This is a genomic window from Sphingomonas sp. IC-11 (genome assembly GCF_021043365.1).
Lineage (GTDB): Bacteria > Pseudomonadota > Alphaproteobacteria > Sphingomonadales > Sphingomonadaceae > Sphingomonas.
In genome coordinates this window covers 100,276-112,618 of sequence record NZ_JAJNDU010000003.1, presented here as the reverse complement: position 1 = coordinate 112,618, position 12,343 = coordinate 100,276, and the positions used below count along the sequence as shown (strand labels likewise).

Here is a 12,343-nt window from a genome sequence, read left to right as displayed (position 1 = left end):
CTGCGCGCTGAACAGCAAGCGGTCAGGCCTCGCCGGGAAGTATGCTCCCATCGTGACCGGACGCCCGCCATTTGGCGGGCTTCGCCTGGGAACGCCGGGGACGCCGCAGGGCAGGCGACCGCCCAGCGCCGGGGTTAGAAGCCCGGCGGGGGCCCATCCTCGAACTCAGGTTCCAGCTCCTCGCGCCGCCGCACGGGCGGAGGGGGAGGGGGCGGGCGGTTGATGGTGACCGATCCGTCAGGTCCGATTTCCAGATCCATGCCCAGACCGTCCAGCCGGCCAGCAATGGGTGCGATCTCATTCTCGACGACGCCGACCAACCCAGCCTCGGGATCGACATCCTCAACCGCCGGTGCCTTGACGACCGGCGCGAGATCGAGCGCGTCCGTCATGAAATTGCGCCAGATCTGCGCGGGGATGCCGCCGCCGTGCAGGCCGGGATTGGGCGTGTTGTCGTCATTGCCGACCCACACGCCGACCACGAGATCACCGGCAAATCCGATGAACCATGCGTCGCGACCCGATTGCGACGTGCCGGTCTTGCCATAAGCATCGACCGACAGCGCCGCTGCCCGTCCAGTGCCGCGCACCGATGCGGCGAGCAGCGTCAGCATGTCATCATGGATGCGATCGGGCATGGTCTTCTGCCCGCCGGTAAGCGAACTGTACCAGCTCTTGTCCCGCAGATCGGGCAAGCCGTGCGGCTGAACCGGATAGCGACCATCGGCGACACCGGCAAAGGCCGAGGTCAGCTCCAGCAGGGAGACTTCGGAGGTGCCAAGCCCGATGGTCGCCTCGTTGGCGATGGGGGTCGAGATGCCAAGATCGCGCGCGGCGCGAATGACGTTGCGAACGCCCACTTCCTGCGTCAGACGGGCGGCCACCACATTGGAGGAGCGCTGAAAGGCGCGCCGCAGCGTGATCTCGCCGAGATAGCGGTTATCGTCGTTCTTTGGCTTCCACCCGGCGATTTCCACGGGGGAGTCGTCCACCACCGTATCGGGCGACATGCCCGCGCGCAGGGCGGCCAAGTAGACGAAAAGCTTGAAGGTGGAGCCCGGCTGGCGCCGCGCCTGAGTGGCGCGGTTGAAGGGGCTCTTCTTGTAATCACGCCCGCCGACCATCGCGACCACTTCGCCATTGCGCTTCATGGCGACGAGCGCTGCCTGCGCCTGGCGCAAGCCAGCCTGGCGGATCACCCGTTCGGCCGCGCGCTGAAGGTCACGATCCAGCGTGGTGCGCACGGTGGCTTCGGTCTTGACCTCTCCGGCCTGATCGCGCGCCTCGGGCAGCACCCAATCGGCGAAATAGGTGCCGGTGGGCAATTGCCGCGGACGGCTGGCCAGCACACGCTGCGGCTGGACGTCCTCGCCCTGTGCCTTGGTAAGGAAGCCGGCGTCGACCATGGCGGCGACCACCACCGCCTGACGTTTCCGAGCGCCCTTGAGATTGCTGGTCGGAGCGAGGCGCGAGGGCGCCTTTACCAGGCCGGCGAGCATGGCGGCCTGACCAATGTTCATCTTCTCCGGCGAACGGCCGAAGTAATGCTTGGCCGCGGCACGCAGACCATAAACGTTGTCGCCGAAATAGACGTTCGAGAGATAGCGCGACAGGATTTCGTCCTTCGTCAGCCATGCCTCCAGCCAGAAGGCGATCATGACCTCGCGGATCTTGCGCGCAGCGGTGCGATCCGAATCAAGAAAGGCGTTCTTGGCCAGCTGCTGCGTGATCGTGCTGCCGCCCTGACGCACACCGCCGGAACCAAGATTGGCCCAGGCAGCGCGGGCAATGCCGCGCGGATCAATGCCCCAGTGCGAGTAGAAGCGCCGGTCCTCGATAGCGAGGAATGCCTCGCGCACATGGGGCGGCAGCTTTGCCGCGTCGACCGGCTCCCCGATGATCGCACCGCGCCGTGCGATCGGTGTGCCGTCTGCGGCCGTCAACGTGATCGAGGGCGGCGTGGGCGGCTTAAGCGATTGCGATAGCGGGGCGGTGATCGCGAGCCAGGCAATGGCCAGCACGAGCAGGATGACCATCGCGCCAAGCCCGCGCATGATCCAGCGCATCGAGATACGCGGCAGGCGGCGAGCGGGAACGGGATCGGACGGCGGAGGCGTATCATCCTGCCACGCCTCGAAATCAGGCATGGGCGGGCGCGGCTCTCCAGGTGAATGATGGTAGCGGAGGCGACCGCTGTCGAAGGGATCAGGGCGCATATCGTCGTTCCGGCGGTCAGCCATCGCGTATTACTTTACTAAGACAGTTGCCGCAAGGATGCGCATCGTGCGAGGGAATAGGGCCATGAGCGGCGAAGCGGAAGCACTTCAATCGGACCAGCGACCGCTGGTCGTCGGAATTGGCGGCACTATCGGGGCGATTTCCTCGACGGAACGGGCATTGCGAATCGCGCTGGACGCAGCGGAGGAGCAGGGCTTTCGGACCCGTTTGTTCGGCGGCGCGGACATGGCCAAGCTGCCGCTGTACAATCCCAAGGCAAGCGAGCGGACAGCGGAAGAGCGTGAGTTCGTCGAAGCGGTCCGCGGTGCGTCGGCGCTCATCATCGCCTCGCCGGGCTACCACGGCAGCATTTCCGGCGTGGTGAAAAACGCGCTCGACTTGCTGGAAGAAACGGCGCGCGATCCGGAGCGTACGTATCTGGCGGACATGCCGGTCGGCCTGATCGCAACCGCTTATGGTTGGCAGGCGACCGGCTCCACCATCGCGGCGCTTCGCTCGATCGTCCATGCGCTGCGTGGTTGGCCAACGCCATTTGCGGCCGCGATCAACAGCGCAGTGACCAAATTCGACGAAGATGGCGGGGCGAGCGATCCTGCCGTTGTCGAGCAGTTGCGGCTGATCGGCCAGCAGGTGGCGCGGTTCGCCCCGTTGGCCAAGGCCGGCTGAACGGGCCGCCCAGAACTTACGTAACATCTGTTATCTTGCCGTTGACAGCGCCGCCGCCGCTGGTCCACCTCCCGCCCCAGACCGGAGAAAACCGGCACGGAAAAGCGGAGAGCGGGCATGGTGCTGACCAAGGGCGATGAATATCCGATCCACCAGACGGCCGAGCCGGTCGCCTATGCGGGGACGGACCGCAATTTCTACGATCGCTTCTTCTTCAACGGCTATGCCCCCGGCGCTGACGAGGACGGCTTCTTCGCCGCGGCGATGGGCGTCTATCCGCATATCAACATCATCGACGCGAGCTTCTGCTGGCTGAAGGACGGCAAGCAGGTGAACCTGCACGCCAGCCGCGGCCTCAACATGGAGCGGATGGACACGCAGGTGGGCGGAATCGCGGTCGAGGTGATCGAACCGCTGAAATCGGTGAAGCTCACGGTGGATTCGCCCGAGCACAAGATCCGCGCCGAACTGACCTTCACCGGCCGCGCCTTCCCGCTAGAGGAGCCGCGATTCACGCGCAGAAATGGTCCCCGCGTGCTGATGGATGTGACGCGGATGACCCAGAATGGCAGCTATCGGGGCTGGATCGACGTCGATGGCGTGCGAACGGACGTGAATGGTTGGCTGGGAACGCGTGATCGCTCCTGGGGCGTCCGGCCGATCGGCGCGCCCGATGCGCAGCCGGCCAGCCCGCCGGTCGCGCCGCAGTTCTTCTGGCTGTGGAGCCCGACCGCGATGGAAGACGGGGACTTCTACTTCCACACCAACGACGACGAGCATGGCCGCTTCTGGAACCGGCGCGCGGCGTGGAAGCCGCTGGGTGGCGGGATCGAGGACGAGACGCATTTCGAATCCGACTACAAGATCCAGTGGAAGCAGGGCTCGCGCCACGCCCAGGCGGCCAGCGTCACGCTGAAAGACGAACAGGGCCAAGAGACGAAGGTCGACTTCGACCTTGGCCAGCAGTTCATGATGCTGGGCCTTGGCTATACCCATCCCAAGTGGAGCCATGGGCGGCACCAGGGCGACGGGCTGACGGTGGAGCGCGAGGATTTCGTGCCCGCCGAGATGGACCCGATGCAGCCGCACCATCTGCACATCCAGGCGCTGGCCACCGTCACCATGACGGGACCTGACGGGAAGGTGCGGCGTGGCAAGGGCGTGCTCGAACAGCTGGTGATGGGGCCGCACGCGCCGTCCGGCTTCAAGGGCGTGCTCGATCCGGCATGACGACGCTGACCCCATCCGAGATCGAGGCCTATCTCTCCCGCGTCTGGGAACAGCCGGTGCGGGTCGCGGATCTTGCCCGGATCCCAGGCGGCGCCAGCCGTGAGACCTATCGCTTCGATGCCCATGCCGGGGCGGAAGTCCACCAGCTGATCCTGCGGCGCGAGCCGGCCAAGGGCCTGATCGATACGGAGAGCGCGACGGAGTTTCGCGCCTACCAAAGCGCGGCCGGCGTCGTTCCCGTGCCGCGCGCGGTGGCGCTGGAGCCTGATGGCGCCGAGCTTGGCCGGCCGTTCTTCATCATGGAGCGGATCGAGGGCGGCGAAGTCGCGAGCAGCTTCGCCCGCGATCCATTCGGCGCCCATGGCGCGGCGCTCGGCGAGGCGTTCTTCGGCGCGCTCGGCCGGCTGGCAGCGCATGATCCGACCGGCACGCCGCTCGCCGATCATGTGCCGATGCCCGAGCCCGACCAATGCTGGCGCATCGCGCTGGATTATTGGGAAGGCGTGATCGAGGAGGATTCGCTGCAGCCGCAGCCGATCGCGCGCGCCGCGATCCGCTGGCTGCGCGCCAATCCGCCGCCGCCGGCGCAGCGTGTCGCGATCGTCCATGGCGATTATCGTTCGGGCAACGTCATGCACGACGGCGCGGGCGGGATGCGCGCGATGTTCGACTGGGAAATGGCGCATCTCGGCGATCCGCTGGAGGATCTTGGCTGGGCGCTGGACCCGATCTGGGATCATTTCATCCCCGGCGCGGCGAGCGGCATGCTGCCGCGGCCCGATGCGATCGCGATCTGGGAGCGCGCCAGCGGGCTGACGGTCGATCCCGCCGCGATGCGCTGGTGGTCGCTGTTCGCGTCGGTGAAGGGAATCGCGATCTGGATCTCCGCCTTCCGCGAGTTCGTCGACGGCGGGCGGCAGGACCCGGTGCTGGCGGTATCCGGTTGGTATACCGCGCGGCGGCAGGACGCGATCATCGCCGCGCAGCTGGGCGGGCGGCATTATGACCCGGTGCCTGTAATGCCATCGAGTGACCTGGCGCAGGTGCTGATCGGCGCCGGGATTGCGGCGGCGGGCGCCGGCGAAAAGGTGGGCGCCGTCGATGCGTTCGCCGGATCGACCCTGACCGTGGCGGCGCTGCTCGCGCTACTCGGCGCGCAGGAGGCGGAGAAGGCGGCGGCGTGGCGGCGCGCCGATATCGCCGACATGCGGGCCCTGCTGGGCGAGGATGCCCCGGTGACCCATGATGGCGAGACGCTCGACGCGCTCGACGGCATCTGGGCCGCGCTGGCGACGGCACTGATCGCACAGCATGACGCGGTGGCGGAAGCGGGCGGCGACGAGACGCCGTTCTTCGACTTCTATCGCGAAAGCGCGGCGCGGCGGGAGCTGGCCTGGCCGTTATGACCGACCTGCCGCTTTCGGGAATTCGCGTGATCGATGCCGCCCCGGGCGTGCTGGGTGCGATCGGGCGGTTGCTGGGCGAGCTTGGCGCAGAGGTGATCCGGATCGAGCCAAGCGGCGGCGGGGCGGATCGTGATGCGGGCGCGAAAGTCGCGGGCACCAGCCTCTCGTTCGTCGCGGCGAACCTCGGCAAGAAGGCCGCCACGATCGACCTGCCGGGAGACGAAGCGCGGCTTATCGATCTCGCGCGCGAGGCGGACATCATGATCGAGGCCGGGTTCGCCGGGCTCGATCACGATGCGATCCGCGCCGCCGCGCCCGAACTGATCCTGGTTACGATCAGCGACTTCGGACCCGAAGGCCCGTGGCGGGACTGGCAGGCGAGCGAGGCGGTGCTGCAGGCACTGACGGGCGGATTGTCCCGCTCCGGCCTGCCGGGCCGGCCGCCACTGCTGCCGCCTGGGCAGCTGACCTACGAGACTGCCGCGCCGCACATTGCGGTGGCGACGCTCGCCGCTTTCTACCGCCGGCTTCGCACCGGCGAGGGCGACCGGGTGGACGTGTCGCTGCTGGAAGCGGGAATGCAGGCGCTCGACCCCGGATTTGGCCTGAACGGCAGCGCCCAATCGGGCGTGCCGAGCTGGAAGATGGATCGCGGGCGGACCGACGAACGCTTCCGCTACCCGATCCTGCCGTGCGCCGACGGGTTGGTGCGGCTGTGCGTGCTGGCGCCGCGGCAATGGCGCGCGATGTACGCCTGGATGGGCGAGCCGGCGGAATTTGCCGGGCCGGAGTGGGAGAAGCTGGCGACGCGGTTCCGATCGACCACGCTGCTGCCGGCGATCACCCGCTTCTTCGCGGACAAGACACGCGCCGAGATCGAGGAAGAAGGGGCCGCGCGGGGCATCCCGGTGGCGGGACTGCTCGACCTCGACGAGGCAGTGGCGACAGCGCAGATGACCGCGCGCGCGGCGTTCGTGCCGGTCGAGGTGGCACCCGGCTGCACCCTCCCCTTTCCCAACGGGACGATCGAGATCGACGGCGCGCGGGCCGGCAACCGCGGGCCGGCACCGGCGGCAGGCGGCAGCGCGACGTTCGAGACGCCGCGCGCAGTATTCCAGGCGCCGCCGCGGGCGAATTACCCGCTGGAGGGCATCAGGGTACTCGACATGGGCGTGATCGTCGTCGGCGGCGAAACCGGGCGGCTGCTCGCGGATCTGGGCGCGGACGTGATCAAGGTGGAGAATGCCGCCTTCCCGGACGGCCAGCGCCAGTCGCGCGACAATGCGCCCGTCAGCCTGACTTGGGCCGCGGGGCATCGCAACAAGCGCGGCTTGTCGATCGACCTGCGGTCAGACCGCGGCAAGGCGCTGTTCCTGGATCTGGTGCGCCAAGCGGACGTGCTGCTCTCCAACTTCAAGCCCGGGACGTTGGCTGCGCTGGGCTTCGACGCGGCGACGCTGGCGGCGGCGAACCCGCGGCTGGTGGCGATCGACAGTTCGGCGTTTGGGCCGACGGGGCCATGGTCGGCACGGCTCGGCTATGGCCCGCTGGTGCGCGCTTCGGCCGGGCTGACCAAGCAATGGGTGTATCCCGGGGAGCCGGACAGCTTTTCCGACACGGTGACGGTGTACCCCGATCATGTCGCGGGGCGGATCGGCACGCTCGGCGCGCTGGCGCTGCTGATCCGGCGGCTGCGCACCGGCCGGGGCGGGACGGCGAGCGTGAGCCAGGCGGAGGTGATGCTGGGCCACAAGGCGGCCGAGATCGCGATGCTGGCGGCGCGGCAGACCGGCATGGAGATCGACGGCGGCGTACCGGCGGAGGACTGGCTGCTGCCGTGTGCCGGCGAGGACGAATGGTGCGCCGTGACGCTCCGCGACGACAAGGATCGGGCAGCGCTGGCCCAAGTGGTAGGCCGCGCGACGCGTGCCGCGGCCGAGGATTGGGCGCGCGCACGGCCACCGCAAAAGGTCATGGAGACGCTGCAGGCGGCGGGCGTGCCGGCCGGGATGATGATCCGCGTGATCGAGATGCCCGATGCGCCGGGCTATCGCGCGCTTGGCACGTTCCGCACCGCGCATCACCCGCTGCTCGACGCCCCATTCCAGGTGGAAGGGCCGATCGCGCATTTCGAGCGGGTGCCGGAACCCGACCAGCGACCGGCGCCGCGCATCGGCGAGGATAGCGTCGCAGTCGTCAAGCACTGGCTGGCCCTCGGCGATGACGCGATCGCGCCGCTGCTGACCGACAAGATCATCGAACAAGCTGCCTAGAAAGGGACTGTAGAAATGGCTGAACTCGGCAACGAGGCCGTCACCGTCGAGACGCGCGGCAACGTGATGCTCATCACGATCAACCGCCCGGAAGCGCGCAACGCGGTCAACCGCTTCGTCCATGAGGGCGTGGGCGATGCGCTGGAGGCGGCGGACAAGGATCCCGAGATCCGCGTCGTGATCGTGACGGGTGCGGGCGACAAGTCCTTCTGCGCGGGCGCCGACCTTGTCGCGCTGTCACGCGGGGAGAGCTTGGCCCCGGACGACAAGACCAAGGCCGCCTGGGGCTTTGCCGGGATCGTCAGCCACGCCATTTCCAAGCCGGTGATCGCGGCGGTGAACGGGATGGCGCTGGGCGGCGGGCTGGAGATCACGCTGGCCTGTGACCTGGCGGTCGCAGTGGATGAGGCGAAGTTCGGCCTGCCCGAACCCAAGCGCGGCCTGTTCGCGGCGGCTGGCGGCGTGTTCCGCCTGCCCGAGCAGCTGCCCAAGAAGATCGCGATGGAAATGATCCTGACCGGCGATCCGATCGACGCGAAGCGCGCGCTGGAACTGGGCCTGATCAACGCCGTCGCGACGCGCGAGCAGCTGCTCGACACCGCCTTCGCGCTGGCCGAGCGGATCGCCGTTAACGCGCCGCTCTCCGTTCAGGCATCGAAGCGGATGGCGCAGGGCATCGTCGACGGGAAGATCGAGCGGGAGGAAGGCGCCTGGGCGCAGAACCGCGCCGAGACCAGGATCGTCTTCACCAGCGAGGATTCGCGCGAAGGCCCCAAGGCCTTTGCGGAGAAGCGCGCGCCGGTGTGGAAGGCGCGCTGAGATGGCAGCGAACCCGGAGAATATCGCAGTCATCGTCGGCGTCGGGCAGGTCAATGACCGCCCGGCCGATCCGATGGCGGGCAAGGATGCGCTTGGCCTGATGATCGCCGCGCTGGAGGAGGCCGAGAAGGACGCTGGCGGGGGGGACGCCGGCGGCGGGTGGCTGGCCGATGTGGAATCGGTCGCGGTCGTGCAGCAGATCAGCTTCCGCAAGGACAATCCGCTGGCGCAGAAGGTGGCGGACGGGATCGGATCGAAGGCCGGGATCGTCTATGAATCGGTCGGCCCCAATGGCGATAGCCCGATCCTGCTGCTGAACGAGGCGGCGAACCGCATTGCGCGCGGCGAGATCAGGATCGCGGCGGTGACCGGCGGCGAGGCGCTGCGCACCGCGAGCCAGCGTGCGGCGATCGCGGCGAAGACGAGCGTCGCGGACCAGAACCCGCTACGCAACCTCAGCAAGGGCGCGAAGCCCGGCTATCGCCAGATCTATGGCCTTGCGACGCCGGTCGACGTTTACCCCTTGTACGAGAATGCTGGGCGCGCGGCTTATGGCCAGACGCTGGAGGAAGGGCAGCGCGAATCGGGCGAGATCTGGTCGCGCTTCTCCGAGGTGGCGGCGAAGACGCCGGCGGCATGGATCCATGCGCCCAAGTCGCCGCAGGAGATCGTCGAGCCGACTGCGGACAATCGCCCGATCGCTTTTCCCTACACCAAGCTGATGGTGGCCAATTCGAGCGTCAACCAGGGTGCGGGCTTCATCGTCACCAGCCTCGCGGAAGCGCGGCGGCGCGGGGTGCCGGAAGAGCGGATCATCTATGTCGGGCGCGGTGCGAGCGCGCATGAGGCGGACGATTTTCTCGCCCGTGACCGCTACGACAAGTCGCCGAGCATGGAAGTGTGTCTTCGCCGCACGCTGGAGTTCAACGAGGTGACGGCGGACGATCTCGACCTGGTCGAGCTCTATTCCTGCTTCCCCTGCGTGCCGAAGATGGCGCGTCGGGTGATCGGCTGGCCGGTGGAGAAGCCGGCGACGGTGTTCGGTGGCCTCACCTTCGGCGGCGGGCCGATCGGCAATTACATGGCGCATGCCGTGGCCGAGATGGTCGATGCGCTGCGCGCCGGCGAGGGCGAGAAGGGGCTGCTGTTCGCCAATGGCGGCTTTGCCACGCACAATCACGCGATCGTGCTCGGCACCCGGCCGCTGCCCGGCGCTGGCGAGGCGCACGAGTTCGATCTGCAGGCGGAGGCGGATGCCGCGCGTGGGCCCGTGCCGGAGCTGATAAAGGACTATACCGGGCCGGGCGAGGTCGAGACCTACACCGTCTTCTACAACCGCGATGGTTCGGCAAAGAGCGGGGTGGTCGTGGCGAAGCTGGCCGATGGCAAGCGCACGCTGGCGCAGGTGCCGGGCAGCGACGCGGCCACGATCGCTTTCCTCAGCGATGGCAAGGCCGAGCCGGTGGGGACGGCGGGCGATGTGGTAGCCGAGGGCGACATGATGGTGTGGAAACGCGCCTGACGCCGTCATCGTCGGACGGAGCCTGGGGATGATTTGGGCGTTGCACTCCCGCCGCGGCATCGATTAATCGCGGCGGTGCCCTCCCCAGGCGCTGTTGGTAACGTCAGGAGGATTCCCCCATGCAGACCCGCGCCGGCCTTTCGGTCGATGATCGCCTCGCCACCTTTGTCGAGGAGGAGGCGCTTGCCGGCACCGGCATTGCGGCGGACGCCTTCTGGCAGGGTGCGGCGGCGATCTTCGATCGCTTCACGCCCGAGAACAAGGCGTTGCTCGCACGGCGCGAGGAGCTGCAGGCGGCGATCGACGCTCGCTATGTGTCGGGAGAGCCGGTCGATGCCGCCTTCCTGACCGAGATCGGCTATCTCGTGCCCGAGCCGGCGCCGTTCACCATCGGCACCGAGAATGTCGATCCCGAAATCGCCACCATGGCCGGCCCGCAGCTGGTCGTGCCGAGCCTCAATGCGCGCTTCGTGCTGAACGCCGCCAATGCGCGCTGGGGCAGCCTGTATGATGCGCTATACGGCACCGATGCGCTGCCGGGGAAGGCGAAGCCGGGCGGCTATGATGCCGAGCGCGGTGCCGAGGTGATTGCGCGGGCGCGGGCGTTCCTGGACGAGACGCTGCCGGGCTGGGAAGCGGCGCTGACCGGCGGTGACTGCCCGCATCGCTTTGCGACGTTCGATAAGGGCGTGATGTTCGTCCACAACGGGCTGCACATCGAGGTCGTGGTCGATCGCGACCACCCGATCGGCAAGACCGACCCGCTCGGCATCGCTGACGTGATCCTCGAATCCGCGCTGACGACGATCGTCGACCTGGAAGACTCGGTCGCCGCCGTCGACGCGGAGGACAAGGTTGCGGCCTATCGCAACTGGCTGGGCCTGATGCGCGGCGATCTGGTCGAGACGTTCGAGAAGAATGGCGCGACGCTGACGCGCAAGCTCGCCGACGACCGCGCCTATCAATCGCCGAGCGGATCGAGTTTCACGCTGCCGGGCCGATCACTCCTGTTCGTGCGCAACGTCGGCCATTTGATGACGACGCCGGCACTGCGGCTGGCCGATGGCAGCGAGGCGCCGGAGGGCGTGCTCGACGCGATCGTCACCTCGCTGATCGGGCTGCATGACCTGAAGCGGCTCGGCAGCTTGCAGAACAGCCGCGCCGGATCGATCTATATCGTGAAGCCCAAGATGCATGGGCCGGACGAGGCGGCGTTCACCAATCGGCTGTTCGATGCGGTGGAGGATCTGCTCGGCCTCGACCGCCACACGATCAAGGTGGGCGTGATGGACGAGGAACGCCGCACCTCGGCCAACCTCGCCGCCTGCATCCATGCGGTGCGCGACCGGATCGCCTTCATCAACACCGGCTTCCTCGACCGTACCGGGGACGAGATCCACACCGCGATGCGCGGCGGGCCAGTGATCCGAAAGGCGGAGATGAAGGGCGCCGAGTGGATCAAGGCCTATGAGGATCGCAACGTGCGCATCGGCCTTGCCTGCGGCCTTTCGGGCAAGGCGCAGATCGGCAAGGGCATGTGGGCCGCGCCCGACATGATGGCCGACATGCTGGAGCAGAAGATCGCGCATCCGAAGAGCGGCGCGAATACCGCCTGGGTGCCGTCACCCACGGCGGCGACGCTCCACGCGCTGCACTATCACCAGGTCGACGTGTTCGCGCGGCAGAAGGAGATCGGGGGCGAAGCGCCGCCGCCGCTCGCCAAGCTGCTGACCGTGCCGTTCGCCGCCGCAGGGCGAAACTGGACGCCGGAGGAGATCCGCGAGGAGCTGGACAACAATTGCCAAGGGATCCTGGGCTATGTCGTGCGCTGGATCGACCAGGGCGTCGGCTGTTCCAAGGTGCCCGACATTCATGACGTTGGGCTGATGGAGGACCGCGCGACGCTGCGCATTTCTTCGCAGCATCTCGCCAACTGGCTGCTGCATGGCGTGTGTACCGAGGAGGAAGTGGACGCGGCGCTCGACCGCATGGCGAAGAAGGTCGACGCGCAGAATGCGGGCGACCCGCTGTATCGGCCGCTCACGCGCGAGGGCTTCGCCTTCCAGGCGGCCCGCGCGCTGATCTTCGAGGGCGTTACCCAGCCGTCGGGTTACACCGAACCCCTGCTCCACCGGTTCAGACAGGAAGCCAAAGCCGCTTGATCGTGTGATCCGTTCGTTCCTCCACCG

Annotated in this window: 8 protein-coding genes; 7 read left to right on the top strand and 1 reads right to left on the bottom strand. The window is 67.8% G+C overall.

Translation table 11 applies throughout. The annotated features are described in order from the left end of the window. Window positions 1–134: 134 nt before the first annotated feature. The gene (locus LQ954_RS11240) at window positions 135–2,240 is read right to left on the bottom strand and encodes a transglycosylase domain-containing protein (RefSeq protein WP_231023182.1); all 2,106 of its coding nucleotides are present in this window, start codon (window positions 2,238–2,240) and stop codon (window positions 135–137) included. A 61-nt stretch (window positions 2,241–2,301) separates the two neighbouring features. Here LQ954_RS11240 and LQ954_RS11235 point away from each other — a divergent pair, with 61 nt between their 5' ends. From LQ954_RS11235 to LQ954_RS11205, 7 genes are all read left to right on the top strand, one after another. After that, window positions 2,302–2,904: an NADPH-dependent FMN reductase gene (locus LQ954_RS11235; protein ID WP_227772879.1), complete on the top strand. Its 603-nt coding sequence runs from the start codon at window positions 2,302–2,304 to the stop codon at window positions 2,902–2,904. 117 nt (window positions 2,905–3,021) lie between these two features. Beyond that, on the top strand, window positions 3,022–4,134 hold the full coding sequence (locus LQ954_RS11230) for a hypothetical protein (RefSeq protein WP_231023180.1): 1,113 nt from the start codon (window positions 3,022–3,024) through the stop codon (window positions 4,132–4,134). Then, window positions 4,131–5,540 (top strand): phosphotransferase family protein, encoded by a 1,410-nt coding sequence (locus LQ954_RS11225; RefSeq protein WP_231023178.1) that lies wholly within the window; start codon window positions 4,131–4,133, stop codon window positions 5,538–5,540. The genes LQ954_RS11230 and LQ954_RS11225 overlap by 4 nt, the downstream gene beginning before the upstream one ends. Then, window positions 5,537–7,813: a CaiB/BaiF CoA-transferase family protein gene (locus LQ954_RS11220; RefSeq protein ID WP_269142285.1), complete on the top strand. Its 2,277-nt coding sequence runs from the start codon at window positions 5,537–5,539 to the stop codon at window positions 7,811–7,813. Before LQ954_RS11225 ends, LQ954_RS11220 begins: the two co-directional genes overlap by 4 nt. Before the next feature lie 15 nt (window positions 7,814–7,828). Continuing rightward, the gene (locus tag LQ954_RS11215; RefSeq protein ID WP_227772883.1) at window positions 7,829–8,632 is read left to right on the top strand and encodes a crotonase/enoyl-CoA hydratase family protein; all 804 of its coding nucleotides are present in this window, start codon (window positions 7,829–7,831) and stop codon (window positions 8,630–8,632) included. A 1-nt stretch (window position 8,633) separates the two neighbouring features. Continuing rightward, the gene (locus LQ954_RS11210; protein WP_231023175.1) at window positions 8,634–10,154 is read left to right on the top strand and encodes an acetyl-CoA acetyltransferase; all 1,521 of its coding nucleotides are present in this window, start codon (window positions 8,634–8,636) and stop codon (window positions 10,152–10,154) included. 119 nt (window positions 10,155–10,273) lie between these two features. Continuing rightward, the gene (locus LQ954_RS11205) at window positions 10,274–12,316 is read left to right on the top strand and encodes a malate synthase G (protein ID WP_231023173.1); all 2,043 of its coding nucleotides are present in this window, start codon (window positions 10,274–10,276) and stop codon (window positions 12,314–12,316) included. Window positions 12,317–12,343: the final 27 nt, after the last annotated feature.

Excerpts from the sequence above, each read along its gene's own strand:
- LQ954_RS11240 (WP_231023182.1), bottom strand. The coding sequence starts at position 2,240 with ATGGCTGACCGCCGGAACGACGATATGCGCCCTGATCCCTTCGACAGC.
- LQ954_RS11235 (WP_227772879.1), top strand. The coding sequence starts at position 2,302 with ATGAGCGGCGAAGCGGAAGCACTTCAATCGGACCAGCGACCGCTGGTC.
- LQ954_RS11230 (WP_231023180.1), top strand. The coding sequence starts at position 3,022 with ATGGTGCTGACCAAGGGCGATGAATATCCGATCCACCAGACGGCCGAG.
- LQ954_RS11225 (WP_231023178.1), top strand. The coding sequence starts at position 4,131 with ATGACGACGCTGACCCCATCCGAGATCGAGGCCTATCTCTCCCGCGTC.
- LQ954_RS11220 (WP_269142285.1), top strand. The coding sequence starts at position 5,537 with ATGACCGACCTGCCGCTTTCGGGAATTCGCGTGATCGATGCCGCCCCG.
- LQ954_RS11215 (WP_227772883.1), top strand. The coding sequence starts at position 7,829 with ATGGCTGAACTCGGCAACGAGGCCGTCACCGTCGAGACGCGCGGCAAC.
- LQ954_RS11210 (WP_231023175.1), top strand. The coding sequence starts at position 8,634 with ATGGCAGCGAACCCGGAGAATATCGCAGTCATCGTCGGCGTCGGGCAG.
- LQ954_RS11205 (WP_231023173.1), top strand. The coding sequence starts at position 10,274 with ATGCAGACCCGCGCCGGCCTTTCGGTCGATGATCGCCTCGCCACCTTT.